The sequence below is a fragment of the Arthrobacter sp. 9E16 genome (assembly GCF_002929435.1).
GTDB classification, from domain to species: Bacteria; Actinomycetota; Actinomycetes; order Actinomycetales; family Micrococcaceae; genus Arthrobacter_B; species Arthrobacter_B sunyaminii.
In genome coordinates this window covers 91,159-113,886 of the sequence record NZ_PJIU01000004.1, presented here as the reverse complement: position 1 = coordinate 113,886, position 22,728 = coordinate 91,159, and the positions used below count along the sequence as shown (strand labels likewise).

The window sequence follows — 22,728 nt, the reverse complement described above, 5'->3', positions numbered from 1 at the left end:
TCTTTTGTTTTGTCCGGGAGACCCGCTGCGTCTACTCGGTGGAATCGGTGTCCGGCTTCTCCGGCCGGTGCCCGGCAACTGCTGCCCGAGTGTCACCGGTTTCGTGCCCGTCCTTCTTCTTGCCGAACGGCAGCACCTTCATCAGAGGGTGCAGGACAGCCATGACCACCAGGCCCCAGACCAGTCCGATGACGGCCGAGCAGAGCGTGTTCACAAGCCAGGCTAGGAAACCGCCCACAACCGCAAGCCCGGCCACGGGGTGTTCCAGGGCGTGGACCAGGTCATAGGGGGCGTGCCAGCCAAGATCATGGACACCCACCAGCATGATGTGGCCGCCCACCCAGAGCATGGCGATCGTTCCAATGAAGGTGATGGCAGCCAGCACGGCGGGCATCCCCTTCACCAGAAGGGCGCCGAAGCGTTTGGAGCCGGCGGACTCTTTTTTGGTCAGGTGCAGGCCGATGTCGTCCATCTTGACGATCAGCCCGACGGCTCCGTAGACGAGCACTGTGATGGCGATGGCTACGAGGACCAGGATCGCCGCCCGGACCCAGATGGATGCGTCGCCCACCTCGTTCATGGAGATGACCATGATCTCGCAGGACAGGATGAAGTCGGTGGTGATGGCGCCCTTGATGACCTTGGATTCGGCGTCGGGCCCCCGCTCTACCGCCGGCGCCTCTTTGGCAGCCTCATGGTGGCCGAAGAATTTGTGCCAGACCTTCTCGGCACCCTCGTAGCAGAGGTACGTGCCGCCCAGCATGAGGATGAACGGGATCACGCCGGGAATGAACGCGCTGATGAGCAGCAGTGCGGGAAGGATGATCAGCAGCTTGTTCCGGAGCGATCCCCAGAAGATCTTCTTGATCATCGGCAGTTCGCGGGACGGATCGGCGCCGGACACGTACTGCGGTGTCACTGCGGCGTCATCAATAACGACGCCGGCAGCCTTGGCTCCCGCCTTCGCGGCTCCGGCAGCGATGTCGTCAACAGAGGCTGCGGCGATGCGTGCCAGGGCGGCGACGTCGTCCAGCAGGGCGACTAGCCCCCCGCTCACAGCCGTGCTCCTTGCTGGTGCGGGGAGGTCAACTGTTTATGGATGGCGCCCTTGAGGCGTGGATTTGGCATATCGAAATTATAGGTTGCCGGGCTGGGCTTTCCCTCCGGCTATTCCGTTGCCTGCGCCACCCGGGCAAACTACCTTCGACAGTGTGGACACAACATTTTGTGCTGAGGTGTTCGAGTGGCGCGGGCCGGCGCCGTTCTACTGGCTGCTGCTGCCTGAAGACGCGGCTGACTACGTGCGCGCCCAAGCTGCCGCAGCCACCTATGGGTGGGGCGCCATTCCTGTCTGTGTCCGGATCGGGACCACCGATTGGGAGACTTCGCTGCTTCCGCGCAGCGGCGGGTATGCCCTGCCGCTGCGGAAGGACGTTCGTCTCAAGGAACGGATAGACGACGGCGACACGGTGTCCGTTGGGTTGAGCGTAGCCACCCGGGGAGGCCGGGCTGCCGCCGCCCCGGGGAACACGAGACCTTCCTGATTACAACCGGACGTACGCCCAACCTTCCCACTGCCTGCGCGCCAAATGCGCGACGGCGGCATCCACGGTTTCCACACCCCGGTGCAGTTCATCGGCCTGAATACTGGCATGGGTCATGCTGTTCCGGCAGGCCAAAACATGAATGTCTTGCGACAGGGCTCCGTCGAGGGCGCTCTCATCTCCTATGCCCGAACGAAGGAGCCGCACCCCAAACCCCTGGACCACCACCTCGAGTCTCCGTTCGGGGCCCAGCGCCCGGCGTGAGTTCCCTGCACTTCGGAGCACACCGGCGAGCCAGGTTCCGCTGTCCGGGCCGAAGCCGTGGATTACCAGTCCCGGCAGTGCATCGCCCGGCCGGGCCCCGGCATCGGCCTGATTCCCGGATTCCGGTGGCGTTGCGTTGAGATCCCTGTCTGAAAGTTCCATCTTTTTAGTGTCCCCCCGCACGCCGGACGGGGACAGAGGCGGCGGCCGCCGTCGTCGGGCTGTGGGCCGCTGCTAGTCGACGAAGTGGGTCTTGGGCTCCTTTTCGCCCACTGAGGCAACAACGGAGGCGGCAATGTCCCGCAGTTTCACGTTCCGTGCGCTCGACGCCGCTTTGAGGATGCCGATTGCGGCCTCCTGGCTGCACCGGTTTTGAGCCATGATGATTCCCACGGCCAAGTCGATGGTGGTGCGTGAACCCATGGCTGCCTTGAGGTTGTCCCTGCTTTCACCCAGCTGGGAAATGCGCACGGCGAGCCGCAGGGATTTCGAGGCGCCGCGGGCAAATTCTTCAGCCGCGCGGATCATTTCGTCGGTAAAGGCATCCGGTTCCCGGGCATACACATTCAGGCCGCACTGGGCGTCTCCGTCCAGGGGAATCGGAACGCCCAGAATCGATTTCAGGCCATACCCGGCAATTGCTTTTGCGTACTCGTCCCATCTCGGGTCCGTGGTGATGTCGCGCACCACAACGGTGCGGTTGGTGCGCGCTGCTTCCAGGCAGGGACCGGTGCCGAACCGGTACTGGACCTCATCCATGCGCCGGGACTCCTCGCTGTCACTGGCCACCGTGTCGGCACTGCCCGGCCGCAGGAGGGTCACACCGCAAAACAGCTCCTGCCCGGGCGCGGCCAGGGTGTCGACGGTGAGGCGGGTCAGGTCGGCGAGAAAACCTTCGACGTCGCTTGTTTCCAAGAGCATGTCCTGCAAAAGACCGGAGTAATCCTTTCCGGTCTCGTCCTGCGCTGCCCGCGCGGCATCGATCAGGTCTGTTGCTCCTGCAGAATTACTGTCGCTGGACATGTCACCATTTTCCGTTGGGGGAAGGCCGTGCGCCTTTTCCATTACAGCATCGGGTGAAGCCGTGTGCCGATCCTCGCCGGACAAATCCAGGTGACCGGCAATCAGACACCCCAGAACACCTTCACTGCATCCACCACTGCGGCGCCCTGTTCCTGGCCGGCCAGCACAGACGGACGGCGGGTGGACGAGAGCAGCACATTGGTTCCGAAAGCTGACAGGCTGGCCTCATCCGCTTCAATCAGGAACGTGTCAGTTCCCTCCGATAAACCTCTCAGTACTTGGGGAAGGGTGGGACCGAAGGGGCTGTCCGGCGCTTCCGGCGCGCAGGAGAGAACCAGTACCTTGTCATACCCGGTGGCCAGGTCCGCGTTCGAGGCGGAGCGCATCCCGCCGTCCATGTAGGGAATGCCGTCAATCAGCACCGGCGGCCAGGCACCGGGCACGCTGCAGCTTGCGGCGACAGCCCGGGCCAGGTCGGCGCCTGACGATTGATCGAAAACGTGAAAGGCGCCGTCGTTCGCATTCACTGTTGTCACTTTCAGCAGGCCGGAGGGCCATGACTGTGCCGGCAGAAGCGACCGAATGGTGTCCACCCACCGGGTTTCGGAAAGTCCCTGGCCGGCAGCGAGCGCCGCCTTGCCGATCCGGGCACGGGCTTCCTGGTCCCCGCCCGGTCCGCGGGCGGCCGAACCCATCATGTTGATGAACTCCTCAACACTGAAGTGCGGCAACTCGCCCTGCCCTGCCGGGCCTTGTTCCGGTTCGTGTTGGTACAGCTGGGCCGCGAGCGCCTCCCGCAGGACTCCGAACCGCAGGGAAGCGCCGACGACGGAGCCGGCTGACGTTCCCACCACCAGGTCGGCGTCGTTGAGTTCAATACCGTGCTCCAGCAGGGTCGCCAGGACGCCGATCTGCCAGGCGATGCCGGCCACTCCCCCGCCGCCCAGGACTATTGCCCGCGTTCCGCTCGTGTTTGTCATGCGGGCAGTCTAAGCCCGGGACAGGTGAGTACTGCCACGCGTTTTTCCCTCCCGTGCCCCGGGGTATTCAATGGAGACATGGCATTGCGCGTTTTGATGGTTGGCCGAAAGCACGAAGACTGGGTGGTGGACGGGATCCGCCGCTATGAAAAGAGACTGAAAAAGCCCTTCGATTTGACCTGGGTTTCCATTCCGCATTCCGCACGGGAAGGCGATGCCGCCCGCAAGGAGGAATCTGAGCGTCTGCTGGCCAAGCTGGGCAGCGACTATGTCATCTTGCTGGATGAACGGGGCAAGGCCATTACCTCTCCTGCGCTCGCAAAGACCCTGCAAAAGCCCCTGGATAATTCCCGTAACGTCACATTGATTATCGGCGGCGCCTACGGGGTGGACCAGAGCGTGCACGACCGCGCTGATTTCATCTGGTCGCTGTCTCCTCTGGTCTTCCCCCACCAGCTGGTCCGCCTGATCCTTGCGGAACAGGTGTACCGGGCCCAGGAGATCGCCGGCGGGCGACCCTATCACCACGAATAACCGCTGCCGTCACGAATATCACTGACCGCTATTTTGCGCGGCAGCTCGGCCCGCTCGCGGCTGCCCGGCGCGCTGCGGCAAATTGGCGGGCTGGAGCAAATTGGCGAGCTGCGGCAATGAGGAAATGCGTAACGTTTGCGGCGTCATTATCAGTGCGCCTGAGGAGCCTAATTGACGCCGTACCCTCCTTGCGGAGAAGGTGATCCTATGAATACCCGGTCGCGGAAATTGTTGTCAGCAAGAAAGCCATCCTCGTCTACAAAGTTATGGCCGCTGGCCGCTGCCGTACTGGGCGCAGCTCTTGTAGTCAGCGGCTGCGCGTCCGACGGCGGGGAAACCGCGTCGTCGGCCTCGCCGTCGCCGTCTGCTGCCTCCGAAAGCCCGGAGGTATCGCCGAGCACCGGAACATCCACGGGCGAAGCCGGTAGTGCGTCCCCGGGTTCCAGCGCTCCGGCACCCACAGCCGGCAACTCCGCTGAAGCCGCGTCACCAACTGGACCCAAGACGTGCGCTGCCGCCGATCTGGTAGGTGAGGTCGAGGACAATATCGGCGGAGGAGCAGCAGGCAGCGTCTACCGCACACTGGTCCTGACGAATGTCTCGTCCGCTCCCTGTGCATCAGCAGCCGGCTTCCCCGGGGTCTCCTATGTTGACGACACCTCAAATGAGCAGATTGGAGCGGCAGCCGTTCGCTCGGGTGAAAACGGCAACCCCGGCGGGGTGTTTGTTCTGGAACCCGGGCAGTCGGTTGTCGCTGACCTGAAGGAAACCCGTGCCGAGAACTATGGCGAGGACTGCGAACCCCATCAGGCAACGAAGCTGCTCGTCTACCCTCCGGAAGACCTCCAAGCGCTGCAGATCCCCCATGAGATTCTTGCCTGCGAGAACCCCAACGTGGAGCTGCTGAGCATCGGAGCTCTGCAAAAGCGGTAAGCGGCGACGGCGGACACTAGTCCTCCACAGGCTGCGACGCCGGATCGTTTGTCCACATCCATGGCTTCTTTTCACACCGGGCAGCCCGGGCACCGGAAAATTGGTTTATGGAAACGATCCTTCGGCCGGAAGCAGCGGCTGGCTCCGGGGAAGCATCAGGGGCTGACGCCGACGATTCTGTTCACTGCGTCCGTCCACCCGGGTTCCTGCTGTCGCTGACGGATGCCGCACAGGCGTTGAGTGCTCTCTGCCGCAGGTCTGTCCAGGCGGGAGGCCTCATGAGTATCGGCCAGACGGCACAATTCGCGGCCGAAGTGGAAGCCCTGGCGCGGTCCGTGGACTACCTGCAGATCGTCTGTGCCGGGGCCTTGGAGAACCACCGCGTTGCCGAAACCTTCGGCTCGACCGGTCCGGCTGGCGCACCTGCTGCACCATTCACAGAAGAGGACCCGCCAGTTGCTGAACATGCCGAAGGAGCTGGAGCCTGGAACAACACCTGGGCCGAGGCGGTTTCACCTGCTCAGCAGGCCGCCGGCAAAGTCCGTGCCGAGTTCCGCACCACTGCTGACTACATGCGCTGCCGGTTGCGGATCAGCCGAGGTGAAGCACAGCGGCGTCTGAAACTGGCTTCCGTTCTGCTGCCGGCTTCCGGCAACAGCGGGCACCCCGTTCCGGCCGCTTTGCCTGTTCTGGCCGGAGCCGCAGCGGCCGGTCAAATCTCGTCCGTGTCCGCCCTCATCATTGCCGAGGCAGTGGATCAGGTGAGGCAGCGAAGCGGCACCGAAACCGCCGAAGCCATGGAGTCGGATCTGGCGTCCCTGGGGAGCCGGCACGACGCTGACTTTCTCGCCCGAACTGCGCGCCGATGGGTATTGCTGGCAGACCAGGACGGAACCGAACCCTCCGATGATGAATTGCGCCGCTTCCAAGGGGTGTTCCCCGGTCGAAAAAAGAACGGGCTGAACCATCTCAGCATCTACTGCACCGCTGAACAGCACGAAACGCTCCTGACCGTGATGAATGCAGTTGCCGGCCCCAGGGCGTCGGATGCGGCACCAGCGGCGGCGCCAGCCACCGGCGGCCGCGGGCACGAACAAGCCGGCCCGGAGTTGGCTGAGTATGCCGGTCCGGGGTTGGCTGAGCATGCCGACGGTAGTGCGCCTGATGCCGGGACTTCATCTCGACTGGATCGGCGGACCCGTCCCCAGCGGCTTCTTAGCGGGCTGATCGCTGTGGCCAAGGCCGCTTTGGCCACGGGCGGCGTTCCTTCCAGCGGCGGGCTGCGCCCTCAGGTCATGGTGACTATTGATGCGCCGTCCCTGTTGAAGGACTTCAAATACGGATCAGTCGTCAAGGGTTTGGATTCCATGAACATCCCGGCGGGGAAGAAGACTCCGCCGCAGACAAAGGATCCGGAAACGGTCAGTCCAGGTTCCTTTGCCTTCACCGGCCCGGTGGCGGCGGCCACCGTCAGAGAACTCGCTTGCGACGCGGAGATGCTGCCCGTTGTGCTCTCGGGTGAAGGCCGGATCCTGGATGTTGGACGGGCGCAAAGGCTGTTCCCGCCGCATATGCGCAGAGCTCTCCATGCCCGGGACGGAGGATGCGCTTTTCCCGGCTGCAGCATTCCCGGCCCGTGGACCGAAGCCCACCACATCCGCTATTGGAACCGCGGTGGTCCAACATCAACGGACAACGGCGTCCTCTTGTGCTCCCACCACCATCATGAGGTACACAAAGAGAATTGGAAGATCAGGATAAGAGCCGGCGTTCCCTGGTTCGTTCCGCCGGCGTATGTGGATCCTGACCGGGTGCCTCTGCGCAACGTGTACTTCCGTTCATCGGTGGCGGATATTCCTTCCCGCCGCTCCGCAAGCTGAGCGAATTCGGCCTGCAGCCAAACTGCACCGCGGAAGCCGAAAGTGTCAGGCCCGTGCGGAACAATGGTTTACATGACATCCGGAGCTTCGGTTCTGCAGAAGTTCACCCCCGCCACCAGAGAGTGGTTCGAGGGTGCTTTTGATGCGCCGACAGCCGCACAAACCGGAGCTTGGGACGCCATCTCCAAGGGTGCCAACGCCCTGGTAGTGGCACCCACAGGTTCGGGCAAAACCTTGGCTGCCTTCCTGTGGGCGCTGGATAGTTTTATTGCCTCGGCTGCGGGCGGTGAATCTTCAGCGGGCGCAGCCGCAGCTCATGTCCCCGCCACCGAACCAGTCCGCGCCGCCCCCTTGGCTGAGCACGGCGCCAAAGCGTCCGCACGTAAACGGAATACTGTACCGAAACGCAAAACCAAGGTTCTGTACATATCGCCGCTTAAGGCCCTCGGTGTGGATGTGGAGCGAAACCTGCGCTCCCCGTTGATCGGCATTACCCAGACAGCCAAGCGGCTGGGACTCCCGGCACCGTCCATCACCGTCGGAGTCCGGTCGGGAGACACACCCCAAAACGAACGCCGAACCCTGCTCACCAGGCCGCCGGACATCCTCATCACCACGCCGGAATCGCTGTTCCTTATGCTGACGTCCCGCGCACGCGAAACCCTGGCCGAGGTGGACACCGTCATTGTCGACGAGGTGCACGCGGTTGCCGGCACCAAGCGCGGTGCACATTTGGCCGTCACTTTGGCCCGGTTGGATGCCATGCTCCCCAAACCGGTCCAGCGGATCGGATTGTCCGCAACGGTGGAGCCGCATGAGACGGTTGCGCGGTTCCTGGGAGGTAACGCTCCCGTGCAGGTGGTGGCTCCGGCAGCCAAGAAGTCCTGGGACATCACCGTGACGGTTCCCGTCGAGGACATGTCCGATCTCGGTGGCGCGCCGGCCGTGGAAGACACCATCGAGGGCGGGTACGCGCCGCAGGCAAGCATCTGGCCGCACGTCGAAGAGAGAATCGTCGACCTCATCGAGACGAACCGCTCCACCATAGTGTTCGCCAATTCCCGCCGGTTGGCGGAACGGCTGACCGCACGGCTCAACGAGATCCATGCCTACCGGCTGGAAGCATCCGCCCTGTCGCTGGCTGCAGCGGCAACCGGCACAGAGGGTGCCGGCTCCAACGCTGGGGCTGATGCTCCCGCCGCGTTCGAAACTGTGGCTGGGTCTGAACCGGCCGCTGGGTCTGAACCCGCCGCTGGGTCCACCGGGTCTTCGAACCTCCCCACAGCACGTCCGCCCGCCCAACTCATGGCTCAGGCTGGCGTATCCATCCGCTACCGCCAGCCGGACCAGGTTGCCGTTGATGATGACAACCCGGTTCTCGCCCGCGCCCACCACGGCTCAGTGTCCAAGGACCAGCGGGCGCTGATTGAGGATGACCTCAAATCCGGACGGCTGCGCTGCGTCGTGGCCACCAGCTCCCTGGAACTGGGCATCGACATGGGTGCCGTGGACCTGGTCATCCAGGTTGAATCGCCGCCGTCAGTGGCCAGTGGCCTGCAGCGGGTGGGACGGGCAGGACACCAGGTGGGCGAGACGTCCCAAGGCGTCATGTTCCCCAAACACCGCGGAGACCTGCTGAACACGGCGGTTGTCGCCGAGCGGATGCTGGCCGGACAGATCGAACCCCTGTACATCCCTGCCAACCCTCTGGACATCCTTGCCCAGCAAACGGTGGCCGCGTCCGCCCTCGGCTCCATTGACGTGGAGGAATGGTTCGACGTCGTCCGCCGGTCCGCGCCTTTCGCCGGCCTGCCGCGCTCAGCCTTTGACGCCACTTTGGACCTGCTGGCGGGACGCTATCCATCCGACGAGTTTGCGGAACTGCGGCCGCGCATCGTCTGGGACCGCACCGAAGGCACCATCACCGGGAGACCCGGCGCGCAGCGTTTGGCCGTGACCTCCGGCGGCACCATTCCGGACCGCGGACTGTTCGGCGTGTATTTGGTGGGCGACTCCGAAGGCAAGAACAGCCGCCGCGTCGGGGAACTCGATGAGGAGATGGTCTATGAATCCCGGGTGGGCGACGTTTTTGCCCTGGGAGCCACCAGCTGGCGGATTGAAGACATCACCCATGACCGGGTGCTCGTTTCCCCTGCGTTCGGGCAGCCCGGAAAGCTGCCGTTCTGGCGGGGAGATTCCCTCGGCCGGCCGGTGGAGCTGGGCCGGGCACTGGGCGGCTTTGTCCGTGAAATGTCCGGCGCCGATGACGAGACCGCCGCCAAACGGCTGGCCGCCGTCGGACTCGATGACTGGGCTGCGGGCAACCTGATGACCTACCTGCGGGAACAGCAGCAGGCCACCGATGTGGTGCCCAATGACAGGTCGCTGGTGGTGGAGCGTTTTCACGATGAGCTCGGCGACTGGCGGGTGGTCCTGCACAGCCCGTACGGCATGCCCGTCCATGCGCCCTGGGCCCTCGCCGTCGGCGCCCGGCTTCATCAGCGCTACGGCCTGGACGGCTCAGCGATGGCCTCCGACGACGGCATCGTGCTGCGGGTGCCCCTGATGGAGGATGAACCGCCGGGGGCAGAGCTGTTCATCTTCGACGCGGATGAGCTCGACTCGATCGTGACCGCAGAAGTGGGCGGATCGGCCCTGTTCGCCTCGCGTTTCCGTGAATGTGCGGCGCGTGCCCTGCTGCTGCCGCGGCAGAATCCCGGAAAACGGACACCGCTGTGGCAGCAGCGGCAGCGGTCCGCACAGTTGCTGGACGTCGCCAAGAAATACCCGACGTTTCCCATCGTGCTGGAAACCGTGCGCGAATGCCTTCAGGACGTTTACGACCTGCCTGCTTTGAAAGACATTGCCGCCGGAATCGAGCGCCGGGAGATCCGGCTGGTGGAAACCACCACGCCCTCGCCGTCGCCCTTTGCCCGGTCGCTGCTCTTCGGCTACGTCGGTGCTTTCCTGTACGAGGGTGACTCTCCGCTGGCGGAGCGGCGTGCTGCCGCGCTGTCGCTGGATCCGACCCTGCTCAATGAGTTGCTCGGCCGGGCCGAACTGCGCGAACTTCTGGACGCGCGGATCATCGCCCAGACTGAGCGGGAACTGCAGCGGCTGGCCGAGGATCGCCGGGTCCGGGGCGTCGAAGGTGTCGCCGATTTGCTTCGGCTGCTGGGGCCTTTGACCGCTCCCGAAGTTGCTGCCCGACTGCAGCCCAATGAAGCGGACCAGACCGAAAGCACCTCGGATGACACCGGCGCCGGGGTGCACAATGCCCTCGACCTGCTGGAGCAGCTGGTCCGGTCCAACCGGGCGCTGAAAGTCGGCGTGGCCGGGCAGCAGCGCTATGCCGCCATCGAGGATGCCGCCCGTCTGCGCGATGCCCTGGGCGTGCCGTTGCCGATGGGCGTCCCGCTGGCCTTCATCGAACCGGTGGCTGATCCCCTGGGCGACCTGATTGGCCGCTACGCACGCACCCACGGCCCCTTTACCGCCGCAGAAGCCGCAACGCGGCTGGGACTGGGCGTCGCCGTCGTCACCACCACTCTGCAGCGGCTGGCCGGTGAAGGGCGCATTGTTGAAGGTGAGTTCCGCCCGGCCGAAACCCAAATCCTGGACGCTGCGGCCGGCGTGGACCAAACACCCGGCGCTGTCATCACGGTTCCCGGTACTCCAGCCGGCACTGAATGGTGCGACGTCGAGGTGCTGCGCCGCCTGCGCCGGCGGTCCCTCGCCGCGCTGCGTTCAGAAGTGGAACCGGTGGATCCGGCGACCTATGCCCGCTTCCTTCCTGCCTGGCAGAATGTGGGCTCTTCCCTGCGCGGGCTCGACGGGGTTGCCACCGTGATAGACCAGCTCTCCGGCGTCCCCATTCCCGCATCTGCCTGGGAACCCCTCATTCTCGGATCACGGATCCGGAATTACGTCCCCTCCATGCTGGACGAACTTACCGCCACCGGTGAGGTCCTCTGGTCAGGGACCGGTTCCCTGCCCGGGAACGACGGCTGGATTGCGCTGCATTTGGCCGAAAACGCTCCGCTGACGCTCAATCCCGCACCGGATTTTGTCCCCTCGGACCAACAGCAGCAACTGTTGGATCTGCTGTCCGGCGGCGGAGCGTACTTCTTCCGGCAGCTGGTCGACGGCCTGGCCGCCAACGGGGCCGAATCTTCTGATGCCAACGTCATCAGCGCCCTGTGGGATCTGGTGTGGGCGGGAAGGATCAGCAACGACACTTTCACCCCGGTCCGGTCCCTGCTCTCCGGAGGAAAAACGGCGCACAAACAACGCGCCGCGACACCCCGTGCACGCACTGCCCGGCTGGGCAGGCTGGGCCGTGCTCCGGGCGCCTCCCTCACCGGAAGCTCCATGCGCCTGGCTGCCGGCAACCAGCCCTCCGCGCTGCGCAACTCTCCTCCGCTCGTCGCCGGGCGCTGGAGCATGCTGCCCGCGGTGGAGCAGGACACCACCATCTCCGCCCATGCCACAGCCGAACTGCTGCTGGACCGCTACGGCGTTGTCACCCGGGGATCGGTTGCCAGTGAGGGCACACCGGGCGGGTTCGCCCTGTTGTACCGCGTGCTCGCCCGGCTTGAAGAAATGGGCCGCTGCCGCCGCGGGTACTTTATTGAACAACTCGGTGCTGCGCAGTTTGCCGTCCCTGCCACCGTGGATCGGCTGCGGTCCTTTTCGGAAGACTCCCAGCTGCGCAAACCTGAACCGTCAGCGGTGGCGCTGGCGGCAACTGATCCGGCAAATCCGTTTGGTGCGGCCCTTCCGTGGCCAACCCTCGACGGCGGCCACCGGCCCGGACGCAAGGCGGGCGCGCTGGTGGTGCTGGTCGACGGAAATCTGACCCTGTATGCAGAGCGGGGAGGAAAAACCCTGTTGACCTTCACGGAGGATCCGGCGGCACTGGAGCTTTCCGCCGCAGCTCTGGTGGACATTATTCGCCGGGGTGCTGCGGAAAAGATGGCCATCGAGAAGGTCAACGGCCAGGACGTCCTCGACACGGAAGCTGCCCGTGCCCTGACCAAAGCAGGTTTCTACACCACGCCGAAAGGACTGCGTTACCGTGTCTAACGTCAACGGACACGGAGGACAGCATGCCTGAAGGCGATACAGTCTGGCGGGCAGCCCGCGAACTCAACACCGCGCTGGCCGGCCAAACCCTGACCAAATGTGACATCCGCGTACCCAAGTTCGCCACGACGGATTTCACGGGCCGCACAGTTACCGACGTCGTCGCGCGCGGCAAGCATCTGCTGATCCGGCTGGACGATGCAGACAGCGGCTGGATCCTGCATTCCCACCTCAAGATGGAGGGCCTCTGGCACGTTTACGAGCGTGGCCAGCGATGGCGCCGTCCGGCGTTCAAGGCACGCTGCGTCCTGGAGACGGCTCAAAAACAGGTGGTCGGCTTCGATCTTGGTTTCCTTCGTGTCCTACCGCGCTCGGAGGAGAACGACGCCGTCGGCTACCTTGGTCCCGATCTCCTGGGACCGGACTGGGACGCAGCAGAGGCACTGCGGCGGATTGAGTCCGTCCCGGAGCGGCCTATCGGACTGGCATTACTGGATCAGCGCAACCTCGCCGGGATCGGCAACGTCTACCGCTGCGAGATCTGTTTCCTCGCCGGAGTCCATCCGTTGACCCCCGTCGGGGAGGTGCGGAATCTGCCGAGGATCATCGATCTGTCCAAGCGGCTGCTGGAAGCCAACAAAACGCGAAGCCGCAGGATCACCACCGGAAACATGGGCGGAGATCCTCTCTGGGTCTATAACAGGGAAACCCGCGGCTGCCTCCGCTGCGGAACAAAGGTGGCCCACGAACTTGTCGGCGACAACGCACTGGAGCTGCGGGACCTGTACTACTGCCCGCATTGCCAGCCGGCGGCAGCGGCCTCCTCCGCGCCGGCTACATAAAAGCCAGTCGCAGCCGAAAGCTGCGTTTGCCGCCGCTGCTGTCCCGGTCCCCCGGCGCCCCGCGTCATGGAACGATTCCACGCCTCGGTACTCTGGAAGGGTGATGCAATCTCCCCTTCCCGTACGCAACGGCGTGAATGCCACCCGCCTGCGGCTGCCGGATGACGGTCCCTGGAAGACGGCCATGGACTACGTTTTGTCCCGGTTTGGCCATGTCGACCCGGAGGGCATTGCCGACCGGTTTGCCCGCGGCGAGGTTGTGGGTTTGGGCGGTATTCCGCTGACCCAGGAGACTCCACTGCACGAGCACACCTTCATTTGGTATTACCGGGAACTGCCGCCCGAACAACGGCTCCCGGTGGAAATCAACGTCCTGCACCAGGACGAGAACCTGCTGGTGGTCGACAAACCCCATTTTCTGCCCACCACGCCCGGAGGCATGTACGTGGCCGAGTCTGCGCTGGTTCGCCTTCGCGTGCAGCTGGACATTCCGGACCTCATTCCCATGCACCGCCTGGACCGGATGACTGCAGGGGTGCTCCTGTTTTCAACCAATCCGGAAACCCGTGGAAAGTATCAGACCCTGTTTGAAAAGCGTCGGATCAGCAAAGAATATGAGGCCGTCGCTCCGGTCCGCGACGACCTCGAACTGCCCCGAGTTGTGCGAAGCCGCATGATCAAGTCGCGCACCTACCTGCTGGCGCAGGAAGTGGAGGGGGAACCCAATGCCGAAACGCGCATCGAACTCCTGGAGGCGCACGACGGCGTTGGCCGCTACCGCCTCCAGCCGCACACGGGCAAGACACACCAGCTGCGGGTGCATATGGCATCTCAGGGAATCGGGATCCTTAATGATTCCTTCTACCCCGAGCTGCTGCCGCAGGCGCCGGATGACTATGACCGGCCCCTTCAGTTGCTTGCCCGGTCCGTGGAATTTGTTGACCCTTTGACGAGGCAGCCCGTTCAGTACCGCAGCCGTCTCTCTCTGGCATTCGCCCCCAAGGCCAGCCGGATTTAACGTAGCCTTTTTGCTTTGTCAATGGATAGGGTGGGAAAAACGTCCGGGGAGGCCAACTTCGGATACTCCGGCAGGGGAAGGACCCTGATGATTCCGCCGTCGAACCTATCTGATGCCCAACGCCTCGAACTGGCTGGCCCTGCGCCCGGCGAGGCAAAGTCCGGTGTCAGCATGGAGCCGGAATCCCGGCTGCTCGGAGCAGAAAACAGGCTCCCCGTTGGCCTCATTCGCCGGGTTGCCGTATCCCTGGCAGCAGCTGCCGCTGCAGCGACCGCTCTCGTCCTTGTCCGGTCCGACGGCTCCCTGGTTGAACGCAGTCCCGACTCTGTGCTTGGCTCCGCGGCGTCGCACCTCGCGCCGGCCGCCGAGGCGTGGTGGATGTGGTTGCCGGTTACAGCATCGTGGCTGGGATATGCGCTCTACCAGTGGCTTCCCCGGCAGCGGGAGAATCCTCGGCAGGAACGCTTCGGCTGGCTTATCCTGGCATCCCAGATCGTGGCCTTCGCTTGGCTGCTGGCAGTCTCCGAGGTGAACGCCGGTCTCCTCCTGCCCGTTGCCGCAGCGCAAATAGCAGTGGGCCTGGTGGCGGTGCACAGCATGAACATCCACCCGCCGTCGTCTGTTGTGGAAGGAATCCTGGCTGACGCGCCCCTGAGGGTATCGCTGGCCGCGGGCGTTCTCTCCCTCGTTGCGGCCCTTGCCTTCACTCTGACCCGAGCGGAAGCAGATCTCGCGGGCTGGGGCGCTACCGTTTGGGCCTTGGTCAGCCTCATCACGGTCATGGTGGGCATCACCGTGATTTGCATGACCGATCGAGGCCATTTGTCGCTGGCTCTCGCCATCGTCTGGGGATTGTCGTGTATCGCCTTTGAGCGGCTGACGGGATCTCCGGACTCCATGAGTATTGGCGTGGGAGCAGCCGTGGCCGCTTTCCTGGTCCTGGTCTCGGCTGGCTCCCGCCGGCATCAGGTCGATCATGAACGGCGTCGCAGCGAACGGCAGGCAGAAGGGCGGCTTCATCCGGAACCACTCCGGCCAGTCATCCTGTAGTTCCGCGGTCCGGCGTCACTTCCTCGGATTCGTTAGTGGAATACCGCGGCAGCTGCGGTGGTTGCCGCCGAGTATGAAGATCATCGGAGTGGAAAAGTTCGGCGGACCCGAAGCGCTGACCGTCCTGGACGTTGCCGATCCCCATGCAGGACCGGGCGAGGTGCGCATCAGGGTCCAGGCTGCTGCTGTCAGCCCGACCGACACCGTCCTGCGGGCAGGCGGACAGAGCAAGGGAGACGGCAAGCTCCCGGCGGTGCCGGGCATGGACGCCGCCGGGATCATTGACGAGACGGACGGTTCCGGCGGGTGGCAGGTAGGAGACAAAGTCATGGCCATTGCGCTGCCCCTCGGCGAGCATGGGGGAGCGTATCAGGAATACTTGGTGGCTCCGGCGGACTCCCTCGCCCATATCCCGGCGGGCATGGACTTAGCCGAAGCCTCAACTCTGCCCATGAACGGCCTGACCGCCGTCCAGACGCTGGAGAAGCTTGACCTCCAGCCCGGCCAGTCACTTGCCGTGACCGGAGCAGCGGGAACGCTGGGAAACTACTTGGTGCAGCTGGCCAAACATGCCGGGTTGGTGGTTGTAGCCGATGCCGCGGAAAAGGACCGCTCATTGGTCTCCGGGCTGGGACCGGACTACATCGTGGAGCGCGGCGACGACGTTGCGGAGCGGATCCGGGAGTTCTTCCCCGAGGGCGTGGACGCCCTCGCCGATGCGGCCGTGATGAACGAAAAAGCCGCACCGGCGGTCAAGGACAACGGAGGTTTTGCCACGTACCGGTGGTGGCAGGAAGACCCGGGGCGGGGCATCACTGTTCATCCGATTGCGGTCCGCGAGGAATACCATTCCGGCCAGAAGCTCGAAGCCCTGCGCCGCCTCGCCGAGGATGGAACGCTGACTCTTCGGGTTGCCGATCGCCTGCCGGCGGAAAAAGCCGCGGAAGCCCACCGCAGGCTGGAGGCCGGCGGGGTTCGAGGCCGATTGGTGCTGCTCTTCTAAGCGCCGCAAAACCGCTTAGAGCGGAACCCAGCGGCCCCGCTGCCGCCTCAGGACGCGCAGCCGTTCCGCATCAGCAACAGTCTCCACCGCGTGGCGCATGTTCGCTGCGGCGCGCAGGGCCTGGGAGTTCTCCAGCGACCATTCGTTGTCGGGAACCATGAAGCGAAGAGTGATGCGTGGAATTCCTGAAACGATGTCGAGCTGATTCGCTTCGACGTGGTGGCTGGCCGCCAAAGCCGCCACTGCCGTTTCCATTACCGCTTCCGGCGGAGTTCCGGGCTTGAGTCCCGTGATGTTCAATTGGGCACGGAAAGAAGGCATAAGAACAGGTTAGACGGTGGCTCTGTCAGGCCCAGCCCGCCGGGACCGCCGAAAAGGGATGCGGATGAGCGCGCTCACGCCATCACCGATTTTCGGCGCTCCCGGACCTAACGGAGCTTAGAGTTCGCGTTCCTCGGAGTCGAAGTCAGCCAGCGGATCTCCGCCGAGGTGGGCCGGATCGTCGCTGCCGTCCTGCTCATCCGCGGCTACGGGATCGTCAAAGTCCACGTCACTTGCCGCTTCTCCGATGGTTGGAACCTCCGGCGGAATCTGGGAGTCGCCTTCTTCGAACCGTTCTTCGGCGGTTTCGTCCCGCAGCGTCTGGTCAGACAGCAATCCGGGTTCGTTGGCAAGGGGCTCACCGGCCAGCAGCGGGTCCTCCTGCCACCGGTCGGGGTTGTCTTCGGCCGCACCGGGGTAACTCAGGGCTTCCGGGTCCACGAACTCGTCCGCGCCGGACAGATCGTCCGCGTCGACCATGTCGGTCAGCGGCACTTCGGCAACTTCATCCGGAGTCACAACATCGGCAATGTCATCGGCCAGTACGGGGTCGTCGCCCAGCTCGGGGTCGGGAATGCTCTGCTCGTCCATCAATCGTGCCTCTCCTTCAGCTTTGTCGCTGCCCGCGCCCGATTGAACCGGACCGCAGGCAGATCCTCATTAGTAAGCCTACTGATGCTTGCGTTTCAGCACCACCCGGCCAGCACTCTGCCTCCTCGGCAGGAACGGACGCCGGCAACTCCCCCGGAATGACGCGCCGGAAACAATTACGTCACATTTGTTTGACGTAAAGGTCATCCTAAGTAAGGGTTACCTGAGTTACCAATTCGAAACAATCGAGGGAGTCGCAGTGAGCTTGCTGCACCACATTGAAGAACGCACCGACCCTGCGTTCCGATTCGAACAGGAAAGGGCCAGCGCCGGCCTGCTGTTCAACGCGCAGACCACCAATCGCTACGCGGAAGACGTCCTCCAAGGAGTGAACCTGGTGGCTGCGACAGTTGCCGGAACCACCCGGCCTTTCACCGGCTCCACCCCGGCCCAGTTGGCACCAGCCGTCGAGGCAATCGACCTGGAGTCGCCGCTGCCGTCCACTGCGGCAGCACTGGAAGAACTGGCCCTCGTGTATTTGAAGGACGCCGTGTATTTTCACGACACCAAATACGCAGCCCACCTGAATTGCCCGGTGGTTATCCCTGCGCTGGTTGGTGAGGCAATTTTGTCCGCGGTGAATTCGTCCCTGGACACGTGGGACCAGAGCGCCGGGGCAACGCTGATCGAGCAGCGGCTCATTCGCTGGACGGCGGACCGGCTGGAGCTGGGCGGCCGCGCGGACGGAGTATTTACCAGCGGAGGAACCGCATCCAACCTGCAGGGGCTGCTGATTGCGCGGAACCAGGCGGTGGCCAAGCTCCGTCTGGACCCGCGCCGCGAGGGCAGCCGGTTGCCTGCACTGCTGGACGGCCTGCGCATTTTCACCTCCGAGGCGAGCCACTTCAGCATTGCCAAGTCGGCCTCGCTGCTGGGGCTGGGATACGACGCCGTGGTGCCGGTGGCCTGCGACTCCCGCCAACGGATGGACCCACAAGCACTGCGGGCAGCCCTGGACAACAGCGTTGCGCGCGGAGAAACACCCATGGCGATCGTGGCCACCGCCGGCACCACTGACTTCGGCAGCATAGATCCGCTGCCGGCCGTCTCAGCACTTGCCCGCGACTACGACTCCTGGCTTCACGTGGACGCCGCCTACGGCGGCGGGCTCATCACATCGCTTCGCCACCGTCACCTGCTGGACGGCATCGGCGCCGCCGATTCAGTCACCGTTGACTATCACAAAACCTTCTTTCAGCCCGTCTCCTCCAGCGCCCTGCTGGTCCGGGATGCGGCAATGCTCGGCCACGTGACCTACTACGCTGACTATCTCAATCCGGAAAGCGCTGCCCGGGAAATGACTCCCAACCAGGTCGATAAAAGCCTGCAAACCACACGGCGCTTTGATGCGCTGAAGCTGTGGCTCACCCTTCGGCTGATGGGTGCCGACGGCATCGGCCTGCTCCTGGACAAGGCCGTTGACCTTGCAGCGGATACTTCCGGCATTCTTTCCGCCGACCCGGATTTTGACCTGGCAGCGCCTGCACAGCTCAGCACCCTGGTGTTCCGCTATCTCCCGGCAGGAACGGACGATGCAAGGGCTGATGCCGTCAACCGGCACATCCGGAAGACGCTCTTCGCATCAGGGGAGGCCGTGGTGGCCGGAACCAAGCTGGCGGGCCGGCACTACCTCAAGTTCACGCTGCTCAATGCCGAGACCACACTGGAGGACATCAGGGAAATCCTCGGCCTCATCCGCAGGGCGGGAAGAGACTATCTGACCGACACGGCGGGGGTGCCGGCATGAGCCCCGCAGCGGACATGCCGCACATCCATGACGCCGTCGGCATCGGCGTCGGACCCTTCAACCTTGGGCTGGCCGCGCTTTCTGATCCGATCGCTGACCTGGATCTGACTTTCGTTGACGCCCGCCCCGGCTTCGACTGGCATCCGGGGATGATGCTGGGCACCGCCCACCTCCAGGTGCCGTTCATGGCGGATCTGGTCACGCTGGCGGATCCAACATCACCGTTTTCCTTCCTCAACTTCCTCAAACAGACCGGCCGCATCTACCGCTTTTACATCCGGGAAAACTTCTACCCGCTGCGTGCTGAGTTCAACGCCTACTGCCAGTGGGTGGCGGACTCGCTGCCCAACGTGCACTTCAGCGAGCGCGTCACCGATGTGGAATACGACGACGACGCCTACTCGGTTCACACCGTGGGCCCGCTGGGGCACAGGGTCCGCCGCGGACGCCGCCTCATCCTGGGAACCGGCACGCAGCCGCACGTCCCCGAAGCGGCACGCAGCATTACCGGAGCAGGTGGACTAGTGCTGCACAACGCCGACTATGTGGCCCGCAAAGCGGAACTGCTCTCCCGCTCGAGCATCACGGTGGTCGGCAGCGGCCAGAGCGCCGCGGAGATCTATTTGGACCTGCTCCAGGACATGCCCTCCCGCGGCTACGAGTTGAACTGGGTCACCCGCTCAGGCCGCTTCTTTCCGCTGGAGTACACCAAGCTGACCCTGGAAATGACGTCTCCGGACTATGTGGACTACTTCCATGCCCTGCCGGAAGCCACCCGTGACCGGCTTGTGGCAACCCAGAAGAACCTCTACAAGGGGATCGACTCTGAGCTCATCAACGAGATATATGACGCCCTGTACACCCTCAGCCTTACCGGCGAACCCCGGACCCGGTTACTGACCGGAATGGAACTCCTCGACGCTCAGTACCATCCGGACACTGACACCCACACCCTCACGCTGCACCACGGAGAACAGGACCGGAAGCACCTGCAACAGACCGACGCCGTCGTGCTGGGCACCGGCTACACCTACCGGGAGCCGGAGTTCCTGGCCGGCATCAGCGGCTGTATCCGGCGGGACGCCGCCGGTCGGTTTGATGTTGACCGAAACTACGGAATCAGCACCGTACCCGGAGAGATCTTCGTGCAAAATGCCGAGCTGCACACGCACGGGTTCGTCAGTCCGGACCTGGGCATGGCCGCCTACCGCAATTCAGTGATCATTGCGCAGATGCTGGGCCGGGAGCACTATCCCGTGGAGCGCAGCATCGCTTTCCAGGAGTTCGGCGTTCCGCGTCACGGCACCCCCGAGGCTCCGGTCCCCGAAGCCTCGGGCGTTTCCGGCCATGCCTTCGCCGCCAAGGAGGCCACGGCATGAGTTTCCGGATCGTTCCCGTGGACCCCGCCCGCGATGCACCCCTGCTGCATGACTGGATGCGCCGGGACTACGCCCGGTTTTGGGGCATGCTGGACGCGACGCAGGAGGCAGTGCTGGCCGAGTACACCCGGATCAGCGAGGATCCCCACCACCACGCGTGGCTGGGCCTGGAAGACGGAGCGCCCGCGTTCCTGATGGAGTCCTATGAGCCGGCGTATTCTCCGCTGGCCGCCCACTACCCGGTACACCCCGCAGACACAGGAATGCACCTTCTGGTGGGTCCGGCGGAACACCCGCGCAGCGGTTTCACCACCGAGGTGTTCCGCTCCGTCCTCGAGTTCCTCTTCGCCGATGAGGGCACGCAGCGAATTGTCGTGGAACCCGACGTCCGCAACGCGAAAATCGCAGCATTGAACGCCCGGATGGGATTTGTGCCTACCCGCAGAATTTCGCTTCCGGACAAGGAGGCCCTGTTAAGTTTCTGCACCCGGGAGGACTACCTCCGCACGCTGAACGCCGCGGTGCCCCCTGCGGCCCCCGCCGACCTTCGTGCCGGCCAAGACAACCTACCTCTCCCCTCCACAGCATCAGGAGCACCCCTGTGATTTCCACCCTTTCCGGCACCGGCACCGCCCGGTCCGCAGCCACCGAACACCTAACACCGGAACGCTGGGCAGCCGCCAACCGGCACCTCATCCGCAAGGCCCTGTCCGAGTTCTCCCACGAGCGGATCCTGCGCCCGGAGCCGGTCGGTACGCCCGCCTCCGGGGCACCCGCCGGCGAGCCGGGTTTCGGAACCTACCGTCTGCTGTCCGACGACGGCGGTGCTGAGTACCGTTTCGACGCGCGGATACTCGCCCTGGACCATTGGTCCATTCCGGCCGGGAGCATCCGCCGGGTTGCCCTCGGCCGTGAAACCGTGCTGGATGCACTGGTATTCATCACGGAGTTCTCCGCAACTCTGGGAATCAACGAGCAGATACTCCCGGTGTATCTGGAAGAAATCAGCAGCACCCTGGCATCGCACGCCTTCAAGAACCACCCCGGTGCACCGTCGTCGGAACTGCTCGCCAGAGGAGTCACCTCGGGGGTGGATCCCGCTGCGGATTTCCAAACCGTGGAGCAGTCAATGACCGAGGGCCATCCCTGCTTCGTAGCCAACAACGGACGGCTGGGCTTCGGCTCGGACGACTATCTGTCCTACGCACCGGAGGCTGGTGCGCCCGTGCAGCTGGAGTGGATAGCCGTCCGCCGCGACCGTGCCGTGTTCACATCCCTGCCCGGCCTGGGCTACCGGGAACATTTGACGAGCGAACTGGGCGCCGCCGTCGTCGCCGGCTTTGATGCCCGGCTGGCGCAGCAGGGAGCCGACCCCGCCGCGTACCTGTATATGCCGGTGCACCCCTGGCAGTGGGCCAAGAAGCTGACTGTCACCTTTGCTGCCGAGATTGCTCAGGGGCATCTGATCCATCTGGGCAGCGGGAATGACGTCTATCAGGCGCAGCAGTCCATCCGCACGTTCTTCAACCGCGCGAACACTGACCGCTGTTATGTAAAAACTGCTCTTTCAGTGGTGAACATGGGCTTCATGCGCGGACTTTCCCCTGAATACATGCTGGCCACGCCCGCCATCAACGACTGGTTGGACGGCCTGATCCGCAGTGACGCCACGCTGCAGGCAGCCGGGTTTGGCATCCTGCGGGAGAGCGCAGCGATCGGTTATACCAACCGCTATTTTGAGGTTGGGGCACCCAAGGGATCCCCGTACCGCAAAATGCTCTCGGCGCTGTGGAGGGAAAGCCCCCTTCCCCGGCTCGGTGCGGACGAGCAGCTGGCCACCATGGCGTCCCTCCTGCATACCGATGGCGCCGGACGGCCCCTGGTCTCTGCCCTGGTTGAGCAGTCCGGGCTCAGCGCTTCGGCATGGCTGGAGCAATACCTCAGGGCATATCTTGTGCCGCTTCTGCACTGCTTCCATGCCTACGACCTGGCGTACATGCCGCACGGCGAAAACCTGATCATGGTGCTGAAGGACGGGGCAGTTCAGCGAATGATCATGAAGGACATCGCCGAGGAAATTGTGGTGATGGGTGACCGGGTGCCACTGCCCGAGGAGTGCGCACGGGTGCGGGTGCAGATCCCGCAGGATGAAAAGGTCCTGTCCATCTTCACTGATGTGTTTGACTGCTTCTTCCGGTTCCTGGCTGCGCTGTTGGAAGAGGACGGCCGGCTCTCCGAGGCCGACTTCTGGGCAACCGTGGCCGCCGTGGTGCTGGAGTACCAGGATGCGCATCCGGAGCTGGCGGACCAGTTTGCGGCCCATGACCTCTTCGCCGAGGACTTTCCGCTCTCTTGCCTGAACCGGCTCCAGCTGCGCAACAACCAGCAGATGCTGGATCTCAGCGACCCCTCCGGCGGGCTGCAGTTCTCCGGCCGGTTGGACAACCCGCTGGCCCTGTTCCGCCGCTGACGCC

19 protein-coding genes are annotated in these 22,728 nt (G+C 64.2%); 13 read left to right on the top strand and 6 right to left on the bottom strand.

The window, feature by feature from the left end:
* Nucleotides 1-31: 31 nt before the first annotated feature.
* Nucleotides 32-1,057 (bottom strand): DUF808 domain-containing protein, encoded by a 1,026-nt coding sequence (locus CXR00_RS16255; RefSeq protein ID WP_104055794.1) that lies wholly within the window; start codon nucleotides 1,055-1,057, stop codon nucleotides 32-34.
* 154 nt (nucleotides 1,058-1,211) lie between these two features.
* On the opposite strand from CXR00_RS16255, the gene CXR00_RS16250 reads away from it, so the two are divergent.
* A complete protein-coding gene (locus CXR00_RS16250) occupies nucleotides 1,212-1,544 on the top strand; it encodes a DUF1905 domain-containing protein (RefSeq protein ID WP_104055792.1) in 333 nt (110 codons plus the stop codon).
* Here the strand turns inward: CXR00_RS16250 and CXR00_RS16245 are convergent, their stop codons facing one another.
* From CXR00_RS16245 to CXR00_RS16235, 3 genes are all read right to left on the bottom strand, one after another.
* Nucleotides 1,545-1,970 carry a hypothetical protein gene (locus CXR00_RS16245; RefSeq protein ID WP_104055790.1) on the bottom strand — a complete coding sequence of 142 codons (426 nt, stop codon included), beginning with the start codon at nucleotides 1,968-1,970 and terminating at the stop codon, nucleotides 1,545-1,547.
* A 72-nt stretch (nucleotides 1,971-2,042) separates the two neighbouring features.
* Nucleotides 2,043-2,831 carry a GAF and ANTAR domain-containing protein gene (locus CXR00_RS16240; RefSeq protein WP_104055788.1) on the bottom strand — a complete coding sequence of 263 codons (789 nt, stop codon included), beginning with the start codon at nucleotides 2,829-2,831 and terminating at the stop codon, nucleotides 2,043-2,045.
* Nucleotides 2,832-2,932: 101 nt separating this feature from the next.
* Nucleotides 2,933-3,811, bottom strand: coding sequence for a patatin-like phospholipase family protein (locus CXR00_RS16235; protein ID WP_104055786.1), 879 nt, complete (start codon nucleotides 3,809-3,811; stop codon nucleotides 2,933-2,935).
* 78 nt (nucleotides 3,812-3,889) lie between these two features.
* On the opposite strand from CXR00_RS16235, the gene CXR00_RS16230 reads away from it, so the two are divergent.
* The 8 genes from CXR00_RS16230 to CXR00_RS16195 all read left to right on the top strand — a co-directional run bounded on the left by CXR00_RS16230 (nucleotide 3,890) and on the right by CXR00_RS16195 (nucleotide 16,156).
* Nucleotides 3,890-4,345, top strand: coding sequence for a 23S rRNA (pseudouridine(1915)-N(3))-methyltransferase RlmH (locus CXR00_RS16230; RefSeq protein WP_104055784.1), 456 nt, complete (start codon nucleotides 3,890-3,892; stop codon nucleotides 4,343-4,345).
* 207 nt (nucleotides 4,346-4,552) lie between these two features.
* Nucleotides 4,553-5,278: a DUF4232 domain-containing protein gene (locus CXR00_RS16225; protein ID WP_104055783.1), complete on the top strand. Its 726-nt coding sequence runs from the start codon at nucleotides 4,553-4,555 to the stop codon at nucleotides 5,276-5,278.
* A 278-nt stretch (nucleotides 5,279-5,556) separates the two neighbouring features.
* Entirely contained in the window at nucleotides 5,557-7,158 is a 1,602-nt protein-coding gene (locus tag CXR00_RS16220; protein WP_181032600.1) for an HNH endonuclease signature motif containing protein, read from the top strand.
* Nucleotides 7,159-7,230: 72 nt separating this feature from the next.
* Nucleotides 7,231-12,243 carry a crosslink repair DNA glycosylase YcaQ family protein gene (locus CXR00_RS16215; RefSeq protein WP_258060551.1) on the top strand — a complete coding sequence of 1,671 codons (5,013 nt, stop codon included), beginning with the start codon at nucleotides 7,231-7,233 and terminating at the stop codon, nucleotides 12,241-12,243.
* Between the two features lie 23 nt (nucleotides 12,244-12,266).
* Nucleotides 12,267-13,085 (top strand): Fpg/Nei family DNA glycosylase, encoded by an 819-nt coding sequence (locus CXR00_RS16210; RefSeq protein ID WP_104055776.1) that lies wholly within the window; start codon nucleotides 12,267-12,269, stop codon nucleotides 13,083-13,085.
* A 103-nt stretch (nucleotides 13,086-13,188) separates the two neighbouring features.
* Nucleotides 13,189-14,103 (top strand): RluA family pseudouridine synthase, encoded by a 915-nt coding sequence (locus CXR00_RS16205; RefSeq protein ID WP_104055773.1) that lies wholly within the window; start codon nucleotides 13,189-13,191, stop codon nucleotides 14,101-14,103.
* A gap of 30 nt (nucleotides 14,104-14,133) precedes the next feature.
* Nucleotides 14,134-15,153, top strand: a complete 1,020-nt coding sequence (locus CXR00_RS16200; protein ID WP_104055771.1) for a hypothetical protein — start codon at nucleotides 14,134-14,136, stop codon at nucleotides 15,151-15,153.
* Nucleotides 15,154-15,226: 73 nt separating this feature from the next.
* Nucleotides 15,227-16,156, top strand: coding sequence for an NADP-dependent oxidoreductase (locus CXR00_RS16195; RefSeq protein ID WP_104055769.1), 930 nt, complete (start codon nucleotides 15,227-15,229; stop codon nucleotides 16,154-16,156).
* Nucleotides 16,157-16,171: 15 nt separating this feature from the next.
* Here the strand turns inward: CXR00_RS16195 and CXR00_RS16190 are convergent, their stop codons facing one another.
* Together CXR00_RS16190 and CXR00_RS16185 are read right to left on the bottom strand one after the other, a co-directional pair.
* Nucleotides 16,172-16,477 (bottom strand): hypothetical protein, encoded by a 306-nt coding sequence (locus tag CXR00_RS16190; RefSeq protein ID WP_104055767.1) that lies wholly within the window; start codon nucleotides 16,475-16,477, stop codon nucleotides 16,172-16,174.
* A gap of 117 nt (nucleotides 16,478-16,594) precedes the next feature.
* On the bottom strand, nucleotides 16,595-17,068 hold the full coding sequence (locus tag CXR00_RS16185) for a hypothetical protein (RefSeq protein WP_104055765.1): 474 nt from the start codon (nucleotides 17,066-17,068) through the stop codon (nucleotides 16,595-16,597).
* A gap of 277 nt (nucleotides 17,069-17,345) precedes the next feature.
* Here CXR00_RS16185 and CXR00_RS16180 point away from each other — a divergent pair, with 277 nt between their 5' ends.
* From CXR00_RS16180 to CXR00_RS16165, 4 genes are read left to right on the top strand one after another with little or no spacing between them, the layout of a single operon-like run.
* Complete coding sequence (locus tag CXR00_RS16180; RefSeq protein ID WP_273545215.1) at nucleotides 17,346-18,875, top strand: aspartate aminotransferase family protein; 1,530 nt, start codon at nucleotides 17,346-17,348, stop codon at nucleotides 18,873-18,875.
* Entirely contained in the window at nucleotides 18,872-20,254 is a 1,383-nt protein-coding gene (locus CXR00_RS16175) for a lysine N(6)-hydroxylase/L-ornithine N(5)-oxygenase family protein (RefSeq protein WP_104055763.1), read from the top strand. Before CXR00_RS16180 ends, CXR00_RS16175 begins: the two co-directional genes overlap by 4 nt.
* A complete protein-coding gene (locus tag CXR00_RS16170) occupies nucleotides 20,251-20,859 on the top strand; it encodes a GNAT family N-acetyltransferase (protein WP_104055761.1) in 609 nt (202 codons plus the stop codon). The genes CXR00_RS16175 and CXR00_RS16170 overlap by 4 nt, the downstream gene beginning before the upstream one ends.
* Nucleotides 20,856-22,724: an IucA/IucC family siderophore biosynthesis protein gene (locus tag CXR00_RS16165; protein WP_104055758.1), complete on the top strand. Its 1,869-nt coding sequence runs from the start codon at nucleotides 20,856-20,858 to the stop codon at nucleotides 22,722-22,724. The genes CXR00_RS16170 and CXR00_RS16165 overlap by 4 nt, the downstream gene beginning before the upstream one ends.
* Nucleotides 22,725-22,728 lie beyond the last annotated feature (4 nt).